Source organism: Exiguobacterium sp. HVEsp1 (assembly GCF_002009685.1).
GTDB lineage: Bacteria > Bacillota > Bacilli > Exiguobacteriales > Exiguobacteriaceae > Exiguobacterium > Exiguobacterium profundum.
Genome location: NZ_KV917367.1, coordinates 441,828 through 459,306, shown reverse-complemented (window position 1 = coordinate 459,306; position 17,479 = coordinate 441,828). Strand labels below are relative to the sequence as shown.

General features: G+C 48.0%; 22 protein-coding genes and 1 pseudogene. 7 read left to right on the top strand and 16 right to left on the bottom strand.

What is annotated here, in order from left to right:
- Positions 1-138: 138 nt before the first annotated feature.
- A complete protein-coding gene (locus BV910_RS02430; RefSeq protein WP_235439581.1) occupies positions 139-762 on the top strand; it encodes a glucosaminidase domain-containing protein in 624 nt (207 codons plus the stop codon).
- Positions 763-959: 197 nt separating this feature from the next.
- Here BV910_RS02430 and BV910_RS02425 read toward each other — a convergent pair whose 3' ends face one another.
- Entirely contained in the window at positions 960-1,973 is a 1,014-nt protein-coding gene (locus BV910_RS02425; protein ID WP_078146216.1) for an ABC transporter permease, read from the bottom strand.
- Positions 1,966-2,694 (bottom strand): ABC transporter ATP-binding protein, encoded by a 729-nt coding sequence (locus BV910_RS02420; RefSeq protein ID WP_078146215.1) that lies wholly within the window; start codon positions 2,692-2,694, stop codon positions 1,966-1,968. Before BV910_RS02420 ends, BV910_RS02425 begins: the two co-directional genes overlap by 8 nt.
- Before the next feature lie 171 nt (positions 2,695-2,865).
- Here BV910_RS02420 and BV910_RS02415 point away from each other — a divergent pair, with 171 nt between their 5' ends.
- Positions 2,866-3,474, top strand: a complete 609-nt coding sequence (locus BV910_RS02415) for a TetR/AcrR family transcriptional regulator (protein WP_078146214.1) — start codon at positions 2,866-2,868, stop codon at positions 3,472-3,474.
- A 31-nt stretch (positions 3,475-3,505) separates the two neighbouring features.
- Here the strand turns inward: BV910_RS02415 and BV910_RS02410 are convergent, their stop codons facing one another.
- A complete protein-coding gene (locus BV910_RS02410; RefSeq protein WP_078146213.1) occupies positions 3,506-3,889 on the bottom strand; it encodes a hypothetical protein in 384 nt (127 codons plus the stop codon).
- 186 nt (positions 3,890-4,075) lie between these two features.
- Between BV910_RS02410 and BV910_RS02405 the strand changes: the two genes are divergently transcribed.
- The 3 genes from BV910_RS02405 (at position 4,076) to BV910_RS02395 (ending at position 7,149) form a co-directional block, all read left to right on the top strand.
- Positions 4,076-5,572, top strand: coding sequence for a phytoene desaturase family protein (locus BV910_RS02405; protein WP_078146212.1), 1,497 nt, complete (start codon positions 4,076-4,078; stop codon positions 5,570-5,572).
- Positions 5,573-5,685: 113 nt separating this feature from the next.
- Entirely contained in the window at positions 5,686-6,411 is a 726-nt protein-coding gene (locus tag BV910_RS02400) for a hypothetical protein (protein WP_078146211.1), read from the top strand.
- Between the two features lie 9 nt (positions 6,412-6,420).
- Positions 6,421-7,149 (top strand): ATP-binding cassette domain-containing protein, encoded by a 729-nt coding sequence (locus tag BV910_RS02395; protein ID WP_078146210.1) that lies wholly within the window; start codon positions 6,421-6,423, stop codon positions 7,147-7,149.
- A 121-nt stretch (positions 7,150-7,270) separates the two neighbouring features.
- Here the strand turns inward: BV910_RS02395 and BV910_RS02390 are convergent, their stop codons facing one another.
- The 12 genes from BV910_RS02390 to BV910_RS02335 form a co-directional block, all read right to left on the bottom strand.
- Entirely contained in the window at positions 7,271-7,735 is a 465-nt protein-coding gene (locus BV910_RS02390) for a hypothetical protein (RefSeq protein ID WP_078146209.1), read from the bottom strand.
- Positions 7,735-8,217 carry a hypothetical protein gene (locus BV910_RS02385; protein WP_078146208.1) on the bottom strand — a complete coding sequence of 161 codons (483 nt, stop codon included), beginning with the start codon at positions 8,215-8,217 and terminating at the stop codon, positions 7,735-7,737. Before BV910_RS02385 ends, BV910_RS02390 begins: the two co-directional genes overlap by 1 nt.
- Positions 8,218-8,275: 58 nt before the next feature.
- Positions 8,276-9,070, bottom strand: coding sequence for an SMI1/KNR4 family protein (locus BV910_RS02380; protein ID WP_078146207.1), 795 nt, complete (start codon positions 9,068-9,070; stop codon positions 8,276-8,278).
- Between the two features lie 6 nt (positions 9,071-9,076).
- Positions 9,077-9,547: a hypothetical protein gene (locus BV910_RS02375; protein WP_078146206.1), complete on the bottom strand. Its 471-nt coding sequence runs from the start codon at positions 9,545-9,547 to the stop codon at positions 9,077-9,079.
- Positions 9,548-10,004: 457 nt separating this feature from the next.
- On the bottom strand, positions 10,005-10,478 hold the full coding sequence (locus BV910_RS02370) for a DMT family transporter (RefSeq protein WP_078146205.1): 474 nt from the start codon (positions 10,476-10,478) through the stop codon (positions 10,005-10,007).
- Positions 10,479-10,490: 12 nt separating this feature from the next.
- Positions 10,491-11,150: a Crp/Fnr family transcriptional regulator gene (locus BV910_RS02365; protein ID WP_078146204.1), complete on the bottom strand. Its 660-nt coding sequence runs from the start codon at positions 11,148-11,150 to the stop codon at positions 10,491-10,493.
- A gap of 12 nt (positions 11,151-11,162) precedes the next feature.
- A complete protein-coding gene (locus BV910_RS02360) occupies positions 11,163-11,588 on the bottom strand; it encodes a DMT family transporter (RefSeq protein WP_078146203.1) in 426 nt (141 codons plus the stop codon).
- A gap of 12 nt (positions 11,589-11,600) precedes the next feature.
- A complete protein-coding gene (locus BV910_RS02355; protein WP_078146202.1) occupies positions 11,601-12,578 on the bottom strand; it encodes a DMT family transporter in 978 nt (325 codons plus the stop codon).
- A 67-nt stretch (positions 12,579-12,645) separates the two neighbouring features.
- Entirely contained in the window at positions 12,646-13,128 is a 483-nt protein-coding gene (locus BV910_RS02350) for a hypothetical protein (RefSeq protein ID WP_078146201.1), read from the bottom strand.
- On the bottom strand, positions 13,103-13,588 hold the full coding sequence (locus BV910_RS02345; protein ID WP_078146200.1) for a hypothetical protein: 486 nt from the start codon (positions 13,586-13,588) through the stop codon (positions 13,103-13,105). The genes BV910_RS02350 and BV910_RS02345 overlap by 26 nt, the downstream gene beginning before the upstream one ends.
- Positions 13,585-14,088 carry a hypothetical protein gene (locus BV910_RS02340; RefSeq protein ID WP_078146199.1) on the bottom strand — a complete coding sequence of 168 codons (504 nt, stop codon included), beginning with the start codon at positions 14,086-14,088 and terminating at the stop codon, positions 13,585-13,587. Before BV910_RS02340 ends, BV910_RS02345 begins: the two co-directional genes overlap by 4 nt.
- Before the next feature lie 9 nt (positions 14,089-14,097).
- Positions 14,098-14,556 (bottom strand): hypothetical protein, encoded by a 459-nt coding sequence (locus BV910_RS02335; RefSeq protein ID WP_078146198.1) that lies wholly within the window; start codon positions 14,554-14,556, stop codon positions 14,098-14,100.
- A gap of 162 nt (positions 14,557-14,718) precedes the next feature.
- On the opposite strand from BV910_RS02335, the gene BV910_RS02330 reads away from it, so the two are divergent.
- Together BV910_RS02330 and BV910_RS02325 are read left to right on the top strand one after the other, a co-directional pair.
- The gene (locus BV910_RS02330; RefSeq protein ID WP_078146197.1) at positions 14,719-15,924 is read left to right on the top strand and encodes an MFS transporter; all 1,206 of its coding nucleotides are present in this window, start codon (positions 14,719-14,721) and stop codon (positions 15,922-15,924) included.
- 19 nt (positions 15,925-15,943) lie between these two features.
- Positions 15,944-16,375, top strand: a complete 432-nt coding sequence (locus BV910_RS02325; RefSeq protein ID WP_074034775.1) for a MarR family winged helix-turn-helix transcriptional regulator — start codon at positions 15,944-15,946, stop codon at positions 16,373-16,375.
- Positions 16,376-16,416: 41 nt separating this feature from the next.
- On the opposite strand, the pseudogene BV910_RS02320 reads toward BV910_RS02325, so the two are convergent.
- Positions 16,417-17,460, bottom strand: a pseudogene (locus BV910_RS02320) (flavin monoamine oxidase family protein); the annotation flags it as partial.
- Positions 17,461-17,479 lie beyond the last annotated feature (19 nt).

Here is a 17,479-nt window from a genome sequence, read left to right as displayed (position 1 = left end):
AGAAGCCGCTTTGAATGTTGAATTCAGAGCGGTTTTTTTAATTTCTCATTCCCTTCATAAATAAATCTGAAATTAAAATTTAATCCTAATATGGTATTATTTCTCAATGGATAGGATTCGTTTAGGAGGGTACATATGATGAAAAAAGTGTTTAGCTTGATGATCGCATTTCTGCTGATCACATCTTCTCTTCTCTCGACCGCATCAATCGTTGAGGCGGCCCCGAAGAAGCAGAATCGTGCTATTATGGGAGTATCGGCTTTAACTCCGCAACAAATGGCGGATTACGTAAAAAAGAAGAATCCTCGTGATGTCCGGCTCGCGAAAACGTCTGTCGAAGATTTGGCGAAACTCTTCGTCATCATCGGTGCTAAGGAAGGTGTTCGTGGGGATGTCGCATTCGCACAAGCATTGAAAGAGACCGGTTATTTCCGTTACGGTGGCGATGTCCTTCCGAAGCAGCATAACTACTCTGGAATCGGGACGACTGGAAATGGTGTAAAAGGTCACTTTTTCCGTTCCCCACAACAAGGGGTGACTGCTCAAATTCAGCATCTAAAAGCATACGCTTCAAACGATGCACTGAACACGAAACAAGTCGACCCACGCTTCCATCTCGTCAAGCGAGGCTCTGCGAAAACGTGGCCATCTCTTCACCAAAAATGGGCCATGCAGCCGAAAGGAAATTACGGGACCGAGATTCTTTCGATTTATCAAGAAATGTCGAAAACACCAAAACGTGTCGCTAAAGCAAAACGATGAGGAAATGTAGGGGTGAAAGAACGTGACGTGCAAACAAGTTAGACTCGCGAGCGGAATCGCATTATTCGTGACCGGCGTGATGTTGTTACTCAAACGCTAATGAGCATTTCGGACAATGGTCCGAGTGCTTTTTTATGGATGAACAAAAAGCCATGGCACTCTATAAGTACCACAGCCTTCGCTAACGTTTATATAACTCAATGCCCCCGATACTTCCCGAGCGCCCGCATGTTCAAGAGATACAAGACCCCCGCATAGAAAATTAAACCGAGTAAATACACCCAGATTCCTGAGAAGCCACTTCCGTAGACCATCACTTCCTTGATCGCTGTCGCTCCGTAGAAGATTGGCATGATGTAACTCAAGTTCCCGAGACCATATGGAATCAAGTCGAGCGGGATAAGTCCCGAGAAGAACACTTGCGGGATGATGGTGAACGGAATCATCTGTACGACTTGTAGTTCCGATCGGGCAAACACCGAGATGGTCGCCCCGAAGAGCACCGCCGTACCCGCCATGAGTAGCATCGTCAACATGACCCACGCCATATTCCCGAGCGAAGACAGACCGAGCACATAAATCGAATAGAGCACGATGAAAATCGACTGGACGACCGCAAACATCCCGTACCCGAGTGTATATCCTAAAATGACTTGTCCTCGTTTGATCGGAGTCATCAACAGTCGTTCGAGCGTACCGCCACTCCGTTCTTTGACGAGTGCCATCGCAGATAGGATGAACACGAAGAAGAACGAGAAAAGGGATAGGAAGACGAAGCCGAACGAATCGAATGTCGATTGGTCCTCTTCCCCATAGACGAATGACGTATCGATTTCAGCTGCAGGGTTGAGCGTCGCCAACGCATCTTGAATCTCACCAATCGCCTTCGACGACTTCGTCGAAGGTTCGCGTAACGTGATGGTCGTTCCTTCTTGATTCATTTCAAACACGGCATCGACATGTTCATTGTCTTCGATATATACTTTTGGATCATCGAACGTGGCCTGTTCCACTTCGAGCGTCTCGTCTTCGAACGCATCGACGAGCTGTTCGGGTGCGTTGTCGTCCAGAACGACAGTCGGGACGTAATCCGAGTCACCGAGTAAGAAGTAGACGAGTGTCAAAATGAGGAGCGGTGCAATCAAGATCAAGGCCACACTTCGTTTATCGTTCAACGTTTGGAAGATGACACGTTTCGCTAAGTTACGCATGACCGCCCACCTCCTCTTTTCCAGCAATCAAGAACAGTTCTTCGACGCGACCGTTCTCGGTCTGGTCGAGCAAATCTTGCACATGGTCATAGGCGATCAACCGTCCGTTGTAGACGAGCGCGGCACGGTCGCACTCGAGCACTTCATCCATGACGTGCGTCGAGACGATGATGGTCGTCCCTTCCCTCCGAATCACCTGAAACTGATCCCAGATTTGACGACGTAAGATTGGGTCAATTCCGACCGTCGGTTCATCAAGAAACAACACATCCGGCTTATGCAAGATGGCGATGGCTAGTGACAGACGTTTTTTCATCCCGCCTGAAAAATTGCGGACGAGCTTATGCCGGTCGTTCGTTAAATCGACAAGGTCGAGCACTTCGGTGATACGTTCTTGGAGCGCCTTTTTCTCTAACTTATAAATCGACCCGAAGAAGGCGAGGTTCGCCTCGGCCGACAAGTCTTCGTACAAACCATCGTTCTGCGGCATAAATCCGATTTGTTGGAGCATGTCCATGTTTGGCATCTTCGTTTCGCCGATATGGACACTTCCTTTGTCCGGTGCAAGGGAGCCAATCATGAGTCGGATGAGCGTCGTCTTCCCCGATCCAGATGGTCCGAGCAAGCAGCAAATCTCTCCGGATGGGATGGTGAAGTCGATGTTGTCGATGGCGAGTTGGTCACCGAATGACTTGTCGACGCGTTGCAGTTGAATGTTCATTTCTGTCACTCCTTTTCGGCGCCTCATCGTGTATACTCAAGATAATCGACACCGTGTTGGTTTATATGTTCAGTATAGACCCCGTTCACTCTGGCAACAATCGTCAATATCGGTCATCGTGTCGGTTTTCCGACAGATGCAATGAATGTGTTGAGGAAAAGGAGAAATAATATGGAACAAACCGATTTACGCGTCATCCGGACGAAGAAGTTGATCAAAGATGCCTTCTTCAGCCTTATTGAGGAGCAGGGATTTGAGGCCGTCACCGTCAAGCAATTGACTGAACGGGCCGGCATCAATCGGGGTACCTTTTATAGTCACTATGTGGATAAGTTCGAGTTGATGGAGAAATGCGTCGACGAGATCTTTGAAGAGGCTGAACAGAAGTTGATTCATCAGTTGCCACACATCTTCGGAGAAGAACGGACCAACAACTCGTATCATTACCTCATTCCGTTCATCCGTTTCATCGAAGACAACCAAATCATCATGAAGCCACTCCTCGGCCCGAACGGAGACCCGACGTTCCAGGCAAAACTTCGAAAGTTTATGCAAGCTGCCTTGTTTCAGCGCTCGCCTGTAACCTTGTTTAATCCGGATAAGATGATGGTCCCACCTCCATATCTCGTCGCCTATCTGTCTTCAGCGCACATGGGCGTCATCTACGAGTGGTTGAACAATCCGTCTTCGGAAGAGACAGCGGAAGACATCGCCCGGATTATCTATACGATCACTTGTGAAGGACCACTCGTTGCCGGCGGTGTGAAGTCAAACGAATAAAGCCTCCCGCATATATTGCGAGAGGCTATTTTTACGAAACTCGAACGTGCACGTGTAAGTTCCCATTTTCTTCAGTTGTCGTCTGGTAAGCATTTTGCACCGCCTCTAAATCATGCCAGGCGATGCGGTATGACTTTTCTCGCATCCCTTCAAACTCGAAGGCGAGATGTTGTAAATCCGACATACCTAGGATGCGGTCAAACGGTCCACCCTCGCCAGTCCATTCCAATTGATTCGCCGAATCCTTCAATACGAGGTCGAGTCCATGCATCACTTTTTCTTTGATCAATTGTCCATCCGCCGCAACACGCATCCCGTCTTGAATATCATGCATTCGACACGATTCAATCTCATCAAACGGGATCGTGATTTCATCGCCGTTCGCAAAGTGAAGCGTGATTGTTTTTACGATCATCTTAGATTCCTACTTTCGTTCAGTCTCTGTTCCCTTACTATACATAACTTTTGTCGGTTCAGGGATGACATCTTTGTGGATGTGGCAAATCCGTAAAAGCATGTTCGTTTCATTTGGAAACGGGAATAGAAGAGGTAGCACTCATTCTGTTTTTTGAAAATAACACTTCGGAAAGGCGGCGAATATATGCCATCAGTGGAAAAGTCGGTCATCGTCATCGGCGGAGGGCTCGGCGGCTTGTCAGCGGCCATCTCACTCGCTCAAAAAGGTTACGACGTCTCACTCTACGAAAAGAACGATCACATCGGCGGGAAAGTGAATCGTCTCGAACAAGACGGATTCGGCTTCGACCTCGGGCCCTCGATTTTAACGATGCCTCACATCTTCGACAAACTGTTCCGTGGAAGTGGGAAACGGATGGAAGACTATGTATCCATCCAGCGGCTTGAGCTCGAATGGCGCTCGTTCTTCCCGGACGATACCGTCCTCGACCTTTACCATGACCTCGAACAGATGCAGCGGGCAAACCCTTCCCTCTCTCGAAAAGACATGCAGGAATATCGTGAACTGCTGAATTACGCAGCGCGCATCTATAAGACGACCGAGAAGGGATACTTGGCCGAAGGGTTTGAATCCCCATTAGAAGCCGTCATGAAAACGGGCATCTTCCCGACCCTATTCGGATTCGATTTGACGTCGACGATGTATAGCGCCATCAAGAAGCGCATCAGCAATCCACATCTTCGTGATATGCTGTCGTATTACGTCAAATATGTCGGGTCGTCTCCGTATAACGCACCGGCCGTCCTCAATATGATGATTTACATGCAATATGCCCAAGGCTGTTGGTATGTCGAAGGCGGCACCCATAAGCTCGCGGAAGGCTTGACGAAGCTCGCCGAAGAGATCGGTGTGAAGCTACATACCGGAGAAGGCGTGGTTCGTGCACATACGGTGAATGAGAAAGTGACCGCCATCGAGCTCGAAGACGGACGTCTTCGTTCCGCTGATTATTTCGTCTCGAACATGGAAGTCATCCCGTTCTATCAGAAGATGGTCGACGCCGACAAACAGTACGTCGACAAACTCGTCGATAAATATGAACCGGCGAGCTCCGGATTCGTCCTCCATCTCGGGGTGAAGAAAGCCTATCCTCAACTCGCGCACCATAACTTCTTCTTCTCCGAAAATTTGCATGAACAGATGGATAAAATTTTTGAGAAACATGAACTTCCGGACGACCCGACGATTTACCTCGTCAACGTCAACAAGACCGACCCGACCCAAGCGCCACCAGGACATGAGAACATCAAAATCTTGCCACACATTCCGTATATTCAGAATGTGCCGTTCACGGAAGAAGAGTACGCCGCTTTTGAAGAACGTGTACTCGACAAATTGGAACGAATGGGTCTCGATGGTTTGCGTGAACATACGGTGACGCGTGACGTATGGACGCCTCATGATATCGAGCGGACGTACGGATCGGACCGAGGTGCCATTTATGGAACGGTCGCCGACAAGAATCGGAACGGTGGCTTCAAGCATAAGAAGCAGAGCGAACTCTATCATAACCTCTACTTTGTCGGGGGAACCGTCAATCCGGGCGGTGGCATGCCGATGGTGACGTTGAGCGGTCAGCAAGTGAGCGACAAGATTGCGAAACGTGACAAAGTGAAATGATTTTCTTTCATCCCTCATTCGATATGAGGGATTATTTTTTGAAACTTTTTCCAAATAAATCCCGTATATTGTGATACGATACAAACAATCAAATAGACAAGCGGAGGAACAGGATGCATCAAATCACAAGTTATTTCTTTATGTATGCCAAAGTTGTCGTCACGGATAAGATTCCATTCATCTGGACATTCTTAATCCCACTCATAATCGCCTTGACGCAGTCATCTTCAGATATTCGCCAAGCAACGACAGCGGAATACTACCCAGGGCTCTCTTATTTCTGGGTGTATATCATTCTTGCTACATATGTGAACGGTGTCGGCATCGAACTCGCTCGCATGCGTGAATACGGACTGATGAAAACGTACGTGATGATCTCAGGCAACAAACTGACATATGTCATCGCCGTCATCTTGGCGCAACTCTTATTCGCCTCCATCAGCTTAACTTTATTCACAACGGTCGTCACGCTCGTACACGGGTTCTTTTCGTTCAAGTTGATTGCAACGTCTCTACTCGTATTGATTGGCAGTATCCCGTTCGCGGTTGCCAGTGTCGCCATCACGACACTTCCAGTGAAAGTATCGAGTCTCGGGACGTTCGCGAACATACTGATGTTCCCACTCTTTTTACTGGCGATCAAGTCACCTGATCAATGGTTCAGCTTCCTCAACCCGTTCTACGCGCTTCACGAATTCGCGCTCGGGTTGCTGCATCTGACGACTCAAGTCGAGCTCTCGTTCGGAGTATGGGCGACAGGCCTCTCTGTACTTGGGTATTTCATCATCGGCACGATTGCGTTGAAACGCTTCAGTCTCGTCTCACTCATCACACGCTAGGAGGTTCTTATGCACGTAAACCAACTCACTTATCGCTATCCGAAAGCGGCACGTCCTGTTCTCGATGATGTCTCGTTCACCCTGCAACCGAATAAACTGAACGTTTTGATTGGACAAAATGGTGCTGGGAAGACGACCCTGTTTGATTGTATGACCGGGGCACTTCCGGTCGACAAGACATCACTCGAACTCGTTCCGACGACGGACATGCTCTATTTGACGCAACTCATGTACAACCATCATGAGTTGACGGGGAAAGACTTCGCCTATTTCATCGGACGTCTGTCGCAACGTCCCGACTTCAAGAAACTCGAGTCTTACGTAAATAACCTTTCAACTTCTCACGAACAAGAACTGTTCGAACATCTATGGACGATGAAGCTCGGGAAGATGTCGGTCGGGGAGAAGAAATGGCTCTTCGTGACGCTCTTATCTTCAATCAAACGTTCTCTCTATTTATTTGATGAGCCGACGAGCGGGGTCGACCCGGCGTCCCGCATTCAAATCATGCGCCGCCTGCAACGACTCGTCGATGAGGGCAAGACATGTCTCATCTCCACACATCAGTTACATGACTTGGTTCAACTTGATGCCCATGTCATCTTCCTGCATGGTGGACGCGTTTTGTATGAAGGGGACTTTCAAGACTGGCTCGACGAGTCTGGAACGACCGACCCGGACGAAGCGTTCGTTCGGATGGTTGACACGCCGCTTGACGATGTAGCGGTGACACGATGAATGAATCGTTTTGGGAACGATACCGGTTCACATTCTATACAATCGGCATGGTCGTCTGCGGCTTTCTCATTTCCATGTTCTCATAATAAAACTCAGCCCTGACGTGTGTCAGGGCTGAGTTTTATTGTTCACGATGTGCGCGTCGTAATTCCCGATTCGTCACGTGCTCCGGGTCCGCTTCACGTAGTTTCCGGTCCATCGACACGTACAAGATGAGGAGCGGAATGATGCCAATCAATGCGACACCGAGTAGTTCCTGCATCGAATCCAATACGAACCACGTGAGGAAAGTAAATACACCAAGTGATCCAAACATGGCGACGATGATTTGAAATTCTCGACGAACGAGACGTTGGTATTCCTCGTCTTCGTTAAATGTACGTAACAACTCCATCCGTCGCCATGCTTGATAGAGCATCGGCAGTTGGGTCACGAGGAAAGAGAAGGCAACCGTCGTCACCGTGATACCTCTTATGACCGAAACAACGAGAAGGAGAAACAGACCGATGATGCCAAATATCGCGCTGACCCCTCGCGAATCGAGATCCTGTTTCACCATTTTGGGGAGGCGTTCTTGTTTATTCATCACGCTTCACTTTTTCGTTTTTTCCGTTGCAGCTGGACATGACCGAGTTCAACACCCGTCACGTGTAACGGATCGATTTCTTTTAGCTTGCGGTCGATTGGAAAACTGAGAATCAACAGAACTATGATTCCAATAAATGCAATGATAACGAAAGTGAACAATGAAATCCACTCAAGCTCCGCACTGGTAATCAGTATGAGAACAAGTAATGGCGAGGTAAGACCCAATAAAAATTCAGATCGCACGAGTTGTTGATACCGTTTGTCTTCGTTAAATGACAGTAATAACTTCTTGCGGTGCCATGATTTATATAAGGCAGGAAATTGTCCGAAAAAAATCATAGTATACAACAAGAAGACGTTCGTCGTCCATATATAGAAGAAGGTCAAGACGATGGCCCCAATCAACGGAAGGGTCAATTGCTTCTTTCGTTTTTCATCATCTTTCAACATCTGTTCTAGTCTGACTTCATGGTCTACCATCGAATCCCCCTCATGTGTTTTCGTTAATCATATTTACGAATCGTTCCAAGATTAAGTTTCAATCCGGATCAATCCCATTCTCTAGGATGTATGTCGTCTCTTCATAGCACTGCTTACTGTATGCATCATCACGTTTCAATAACGAACTGAAAAATGCCTCAATCAACTCTTTCTGGCGCAAACGACGTGAAATGATGGTGTTTTGAATCGTAGAAATTGCTGTCTCGCGCAATGTATCGTCATCCATCCATGTGAGAAGCTCCACGACCAACTCTTTAACATCGAGAACGTCTAGTGAATTTAACCAAATGTTCGCACCAAATGTTTTTTCACTCGTCACTTCACTGTATAGTAGATTTTGTGCATAATCTAACAGCGTCTCCCCTTCACTTAATCCCACAAATGAATCGGTCTCGCTGACACTTAACGCTTCATTGAATTGATCAAACGAATCAAATAGCACATCGATTTTTTCAACCGTCGTATCTAATAACGCAATCTTAGGAGTCACCCCATCGCGATAATCGAACATGAGGAAATAGTGTCCATCGCCCGTGAATGCAATCAGACGTTCATCCTCAACGCCCCACTCTTTCAAAAGGTTTTTTGATTCAACTAGTCCTTCTTGTAAACTCATGCCCATGATGAAGTCAATCACAATCGTATCGTCTAGTCCGTTTAGGATCACAGGTAGCTCACGCTGCTCGATAAATCCCCCATTCTGTGTTCGAATCAATTCGATATAACTTTCCGGTAACTTCACGCCGAGACGTGACTCGACATCTCTCAGGATTTCTTCTGTCAGATCCGGCAATGTATTCGTATGGTCAATTTCATCTCTCCAGACAATCACTCAACCCTACACTCCTTTTTGTTTTCGATTCACGAGTCCCAGTAAACTCTCGACCACATGCTCGTCATCAATCTTTAAAATCTTCCAGTCGACCCATGACTCGAGAATGAGGCAACCCGCAATCAGCATCGCACAGCCAAGGCTTAACGTATCAAGCGATATGTACTTCAGTGCATAGAGCGCCATCGTCAATATGACACCAATCAAGAGGATAAACTGAATCATGCCTTTTAAATAGATGAAGCGCTGGTACGTGGATGAGTCATTGAACTGTAAAAACAACTGGATTTTATGCCATGTTGCCACCAGAAGCGGCATCAGCATCGCCGCACAAAAGATGAACAGGGACAGGCTCATTCTTGAATCATTGAACATTAACCAAAGCGCTGTCACTACCCCTATGATGATCACTAGTAGCAGACCTTTTTTAGTCCATGCTTTGTCGTACAAGTATTCCATTCGTTCTTCACGTAACATCTAGCACCCCTCCAAAAGTAAAAAACATCCAATTTACCAATATCTATATCTTAACAATCTATAAGCAAACTTTCGAGGTTTTCCCATTAAAAAGGAAAAAGCATCTGACGATTGTCAGATGCTGATTAATTTGAATGCCGGCGAAGGAGTCGGAATAAAAAGATTCCAATCATCGTCAACAACCCTAAGTTTAGAATTGTCCATCCCATGTCCATCACTTGTTGCATATCATTACCCCCTTCTATCCTGTTCTTCTAAATTATACATGTCTTTTCAAAAAAAGATTCGGTCAAATTGTTCTTTTCATCCTTTTTTTCCTAATGAGTCAAAATTTTTGGTTACATCTGGTCAATCAATAGAATAGAAGTCAACGGTGATGTGCCCGATCTGTCATACTCACATAAATCGACAGCAACATGGACAAACTTGTTCAAAACGTGGAACTTCTTTTTAACATTTAACTCGCTCGATTCATCGACGCGCGAGTTGGTTTACCCTTTCCACTCAACTGAAATACGAGCACACCACCAACGATTAACACAATCCCGACGACCGTTTTCCATGTGAACGGGACGGCCGTCAAGCCGAACCATCCTAACGTATCCCAGAGGAGCGCGAACAAGATTTGAGACACCATGACAATCGAGAGGGCGTAACTCGGTCCGAGCCGCTCGACCCCTTGTGTCACACTCACGACGACCCCGACGCCGAGGATTCCACTGAACCAGTACCATGTCTCCATCTCATCTACTCGGAACAAGGCGTCACCTTCCTGAAACAGACCGATGAGTAGCGATGCCAAAAATCCGAGTCCAAGGACGAGTGTCGTCGTCGCCCATGCCCCGACACGCTTCTTGACGTTGGCGTTAAACGTGTTTTGCACACAGACGAGCATCCCGCCGATGACAGCAAGCATCATGCCAATCGCCATATGTCTCCCCTCCTATTCATAAATGCTCTCCCCGACAATCTCTAACAAGCCTTCCCGATCGACGAGCGTGATTACCCGCCGATTTCGTTCAATCAATCCTGCCTCAACGAAACGCCGGAGCGTCCGATTCACATGACGATAACTCGTCCCAATCAAATCAGCGATATCCGTCAATTGGTCGACAGTCGAGCCGAGTGTTTGGTCATTCGGCGTCATCGATAACAGATAACTCGCCAAGCGCACTTCGACAGGGTAAAACAAGTTGAAGCTGAGTGATTGAGATTTTCGTTCAAATTTTCTTGTGATCTCTTCTAATAAATAGTGTAACCACGCAACATCATGGTAGGAATGTCGAACCAAATCCTCGAAGCGAATGACAAGCATCTCGACTGACGTGACCGCCTCGACCGTATTCAAAAACGGGGTCCGTTGAATATATTCGATGTCCCCAATCAAATCGAGAGGATATTTGAAGGAAAGGACGAGGCGCTTCCCGGTAGCGGAAGTATGGGAAACGCGAATCTTCCCCTTTACTAAGAAGCGGAGATGCCCTGCTTCATCACCTTGCGTACAGATGACGTCTCCTGGCTCGTATCGGACGAGCTGCAATTCGTTCTGCGCTTCTTCTGGTAAGACAGTCAATTCAAATTGCTTCACATACGCGTCAACCATGCACGTTTCCCCCTACCATTTTAATAAGATGACCCCCGCAATCATCATGAACACACCAATCAACTGAGCCCCGTTCAACTTCCGTCGCACCATTCCGAACCATCCTCGCCAATCGATGACGAGCGCGAGCGCCAGTTGCGCGATGAGAAACAACGAGATTGTCATCGTGACCCCGAGCTCGTGGACGGCCGTCATATTACTAAATAAGATAATCGCCGCAAATGCTCCGCCAGATAAATAGAGCGGCTTCACGTGCCGCATCTCGACATACGTGCGGTCCCGAAGCACCAGCATGACGAGAAGTGCGACGACGAATCCAGTGAATTGTGTCAACGTCGCCGCTTGCCACGTCCCAATCTGTGAACTGATTCGAGCATTCGCAACACTTTGTAACGTTAGAAAGAAGCCTCCGCTGATTGCAAATAATACTCCTCGCATCGTTCTCCCCCCTTAAGATAAACGAATCAATACAATCCCAATGACCATGACAACCAGACTCACGAGTTGCACACCAGTGACCGGGTTCTTCTTCGCGCCGAACCAACCGAAACGGTCAATCAGTAAACTTCCGCATAACAGTCCGACAATGACGATGATGACAGCGATCCCTGTCCCGACAATCGGTACGATGAGGACGTTTCCTCCGATGAAGAGCGCCCCAATGATCCCACCGAGCCAAATCCACCACGGTTGACCTTTCAATTGACCGAGCGGAACGGGTTGGCGTGAGACGAGTAAAATGAGTAAGAGCGCCAACGTTCCGACAACGAAGGAGACCAATGCCCCTTTCAGAGCCGATTCGAGCACTGTTCCCAAATAGCCGTTAATGGCCGTTTGCGTGGCACTCATCATCCCTGTGAAAATCCCAAACAGTCGCCAAAGGTTCAGATTCCCCGTGTCCGTTTCCATGGAGACGACCAGTTTGCCTCTTCGGCGGTTGAGCCAGTCGGATAAAGCGACCGTTCCGATGACTCCGAACAAGACGAGCACGACTCCGAACAAACGAAGCGCCGTAATTGGGTGTTCGACAGAATTGAACCAACCGAAATGGTCAATCAACAACCCCATCAAAATCTGTCCAAAAATCGGCATGATGACCGTCTGGACACTCCCGAGTCTTGGGAACAGCAAGATATTTCCCGTTAAGAACAAGACCCCTAACAGTCCGCCAATCCACATCCAACCCGGACCTTCCTGAATCACCGAGCCGTCAAATCCGAATGACTGTCCGGTCAATAAGAGCAATAGGGACAAAAAAATCGTCCCGACCGTAAACGATAAAAACGATGCAACGAACGGGGAGCCGACCACCTGACGCAAACGTGAGTTGACACTCGTCTGCATCGGCAATAAAATCCCAATCGTCAATCCAATCAAAATGGCTAACATGAATGTCTTCCTCGATTCTTCTAGTAGTTCTATGTACATTGTCAGCTTACTCCTCCGTACCGAAGAAGAAAAGGACCGATGTCCTCAAACAAAAAACGAACCCTTCTCAGGTGTTCGTTTTGGACTCATGAAAGCGTTGATCGCGCGCTTCACGCAATTCTTTCCCTCGTACATGATACGCATCGAGCGAGTGTAAGTGTCGATTGATGACATAAGGTGCCAGAATCGACATCACACCGATTCCGAACAGCCCGGCAATGGCAATGACGGGAGACAACGAGTCGGCATAATAGGCAGCCAACAAGCAGATGGTCAACACGAAGCAGAGCCACTGGATGCCAAAGTCTGTATACACCAGACGTTGGTAACGCGCATCCTCGTTAAAGGTCAGGAGCAGTTTTGTCTTCCGCCATTCAAAACAGAGATACGGAAAGAAACTGATGAAGACGAGGAGTGGAGCGTAGAGTTTGGACTGCGTAGCAATCACGAGCGTCATCACAATCGTCGCGATGGCGATGCCCCACCCCCAACGCCAATGACTGTCATCCTGCTTCAGTAATTGTTCAAGTCGCTTTTCTTTCGTCAGCATATGTACTCCTTTCATACGAGCGGTAATGCTTTGTCACCTCATCTCGTGTTGGTTGCTCCGGGTCGGCTTGTCGCAATTGCTGGACGGTCTGATAGTGCGTCCATGCTAACATGACGATGCCTAGACCGAAGATGACCCATGCGACAGGTGCAATTTGCAGACGACTTAAGAGAACCGCTGCTGTGACCGCTCCAATCCAGTAAGAATAGAGGCGATACAAACGTTTCGTCAGCAAGATGCCTCGACCCACCGTGAAAATCTGTAAGACACGTCCTTCTTTGATCGCCAGTCCTATGAGTAGGACAGCCGTGAGGACCGAACCGATTCCCCATATCCACCACGTGTCAAAACCGAGCACAAAGCTGTTACAAAAAATAAGGGCTCCCGTGAGCCAAAGGTGGAGGGTTTCTCGTGACTGCCGATATCCTCCGATTACTTGAATCCGTTCTTTCTTTGTCATGACTGCTTACGACCTTTCCTTGAAATATCATCTAACGTATGTTTTAAACGTTCCCGGTTTGCCCGGGTCCACTCGCCTGATGTGACGTGGTGCTCATCAAGCGCGGACTGTTTTCGATCAATCCAAAGTGGAATCAATATGAGACACGGTCCGCCGATCAGTAGCGTCCAACTCATCCACGGTAAGATATCGATTCCGTTGAAATGCAACCCAATCAAAATCATGAACCAGATCAAACCCATCAACATGACAGTAAAATCAATCCGCAACAATCGATGATAGCGTGTCGATTCGTTGAAGGATTGCTGCAGTTTCATCTTGTTCCATTCAAGCCATGTCGTATAGAGAAGTGCGACACCGGGTAAAAGAATGCTATACGGACTCCATGTCGAAAGAAAATAGATGGATACGCCTAGCATGATTACGCTCACGATGATGTTGAGACGAGTATATCGTTTCTCAAACTGTTCAATTCTTTCAAATCGCTCTGCTTTGTCCACGGTATCACCTCAGTCTTTCACGAAGTCGAGTTTGATTTCGCGGCGCATCGGCTGTTCTTCGTCATACTTCGGCATCTGTCGGTCGAGCATTCTCTGTGCGACTTGCAATAAGATGACCCCGCCTAAGAAGACAATGAAAAGCGACCATGCCGGCCAATTGATTAGGACGATTAATGGGAAGAGAATCGCCAACAAGACGAGGAGTCCCATTTCCGATACATATTGCCAATCGATGATGCGCTTGGCTTGTTCCACACTGGTCAACTTTCTGACGAAGCGACGTTCTCGTCCGATGGCGAACAACATGCCTGCTAATGTGACCCCTAATGGAACGATATACTTTGACGCACCGTCAGATTGCAGTGCAAGAAAGACGAACATCCCAGTCAGACCTGCCAGTCCCATTCTCCAAAAGAGCCAACGCTGTTGATAACGATAAATCGTATTAATCCGTTCTTGTTTGTTCATCTTGATTCACCTCTTCTTCCACTATACGGGATGAACACGAGAAAAGTTCCGTTATTTTACATTTTCGTACCAAAGTCATGCTTCTTGACGAAATGAATTTCTCGCCGTATAGTTTAGTTAACTTAACTATATGTTGAAGAATGGAAGTAAGAGGTTATTAATATGAATTTATTGAAGAATACTCGGTTCGTATTCACTTGGTTATCCGGAATGACGCTCACGCTCGGGTTTTCGATTTTCTTCTTGAGCGTCTCATGGTTGACGATCGACGTGTTGAAGCAACCGGCACTCCTCGGGATTATCTTGACGGCGGTCTCGTTGCCGCGTGTCGTCATGATGGTATTCGGCGGTGTGTTCGCTGATCGATTCCAAAAGAGTCGCTTGTTATGCTTAACGAATATCGGACAAGGCGTGTTGATGTTAATTGTCGTCTCGCTCCATTTTGCTGATGCGTATTCGGTGACAGCCCTCTTGATCATCTCCGTATTATTTGGTCTTTTAGATGGCATGTCTTACCCGGCACTGTCATCACTTATGCCTTCAATCGTATCAGGTCAACAGTTGCAACGGGCGAACTCCCTTTTCCAAGGGTCGCTCGAGTTGATGTTCGTCATCGGTCCGTTCCTTGCAGGGATCCTACTGACGTGGGGAAGTTTTGGTCTCAGTTTCGGCACGTCGGCTGCATTGATTTTCCTCTCCGCGATTTTGATCATGCCACGGCTGATTCAAGACAACATTCCCAAGGTCGCGCCGCTCTCAGCGAAAGATGTACTCCTTGATTTGAAAGAGGGCATTCGTTACGTATCGCAAACACCTGTGTTACGTAGTGGGACGTTCGCCATTGCCATCGTCAACTTGTTCGTCATGGGACCACTCATCATGAGTATCCCGATTCTCGTTGGTTCAGTCGGAGGGACAGCATTTGATTTGAGTATCATCGAAGGTGGGCTCGCTGTCGGGACATTCGTCGCAAGCTTCCTGATTCTATTGTTACGGTCGGTTCATCGTGGACGCTTCGTCTTCCGCGCCCTGTTCCTGACACTCGGCGCCTTCTTCCTCTACACGCAAGTCCAATCGATTCCGCTTCTCGCGGTCGCGGCTTCTATGAGCGGGTTTATGATCATGCTCGTCTACTTGCCGACGGTCACCATCATGCAGGAACAAAGCGACTCTGACAAAATCGGCCGTGTCATGAGCATCATGTCGCTCGCCGCCTCAGGCCTTGAACCGATTGCGTTCGCCATCCTATCGGTGCTTGTTGCCTTGTCCATGCCGATTCAAACGCTCTTATTGGCATTTGGTATAATCGGATTAGTGTGTGGTGTCCTCTTATATCTTCGGAGCGAAACGTTCCGGCGGACACCGTAAAGAAAGGATGAATGACACGTTGAATGAAACACGAAAGCAACAAGTCCTCACGATGTATCGCCAAATCGATGAGCTCGACTTGCTGTTCACGAAATATTTCACGGAACTGAACGAGTTCGAGCTGAGCTATCAACAAGAACAGATGTTGCTTCTCTTCAAACGTCAAGAGACGTGGACGACGACAGAGATTGCGACGAAGATGTCCATCTCCAAAAGTGCTGTCAGTCAAGTGCTCAAAGTGCTCGAGCAACGCGATTTCGTCATGCGGGAAAAGAATCCCGAGAACCTTCGGGAAAGTTTCATCCGGCTCGGTCCGAACGGCCTTGCGTACTCGAAACAAATCGATGCGATTGAAGAGCGCCTCGCTGAAGAGATGTTCTCCGTCCTTGAGGATGACGAGATGAAGATGATCAACCGCTCGCTCGCGTTGATGATTCAGAAATTCAAATAAAAAAGACACATCGCCGCTAGTCGGACGATTTGTCTTTTTCGTTATACCAACCCTTGTACGATTCGATTCGCCGACCGCAACGCCCCTTCGATATGTCCCCCGAACTGCGCATCCGTCTCCGAACCAATCAAATGGAGACGGTCTCCGAGCTCAATCGGACCGTAAGCCGGGAATGCCGTGAGCGGCAGGAAGTCGTCAGATGTCGCTGTCTCTGATTCTGTCGACCAGTCCATATAATGAAATCGCAAGAAGTCATTCGCTTTCGGACCATAAAGCTTCTCCAGTTGTTCGATGACGCGCGTCTTTACTTGTCCTTCTCCTAACGCTTCCCGTTCTCCCGGTGACAGACGGAAAAATCCGAACAGCGCACCTGGTCCATCTATCAGAGAAGCGTCATGAATCTCTTGAAGTGGACCGACCCAGCTCATCCCAAAGCCAGACAGACCTTCTTCTCGCCAGAACGGTGTCTCGTATACGATGAGCGCTTTCGCCTGAGAAGCCATCCATGTGGGAGTCGTTTTGAGCGCTTTTCGCGTTTGCGCTGACAATGCCGGTTCAATTGTCACTTCCGCAACGAGACGGGGTGAAATCGCAAGGATCACGTCATCCGTGTGATGCACCGAACCATTTTGAAACGTCAGTTGGACTCGGTCTGCCTGTCGGTCGATGGACGTGAGACGATGTCCAAGATGTATGATATCAGCGGGCAACTTCGCATGCAGAGCTTCCACCAGACTCGTCATCCCACCGACTAAACGCTTGGATAAGACGATGTTTTCTTCCGGTAACACATGTCGTTCCGGTGCGGTCGTCGTTTGACGTTCGAGCACCATGTGTCCTGTCGTATGTTGAACGAATGACTCGAGTCCAAGTGTATCCACGAGTTCAGAGATGGTCTTCTCCGTATCCGGCCAATACCACGTCGGTCCGAGGTCATAACCGTCCTTCGTCAAGATACGACCACCAATACGATCACGTGCCTCAAAGATGGTGACGTCATATCCTTTTTGATGAAGTTGGGTCGCAGCATAAAGCCCGCTGACACCAGCTCCAATGATGGCGATTGATTTCATTGTAAATTCTCCTTTGTCGTCCGTCTCTCCT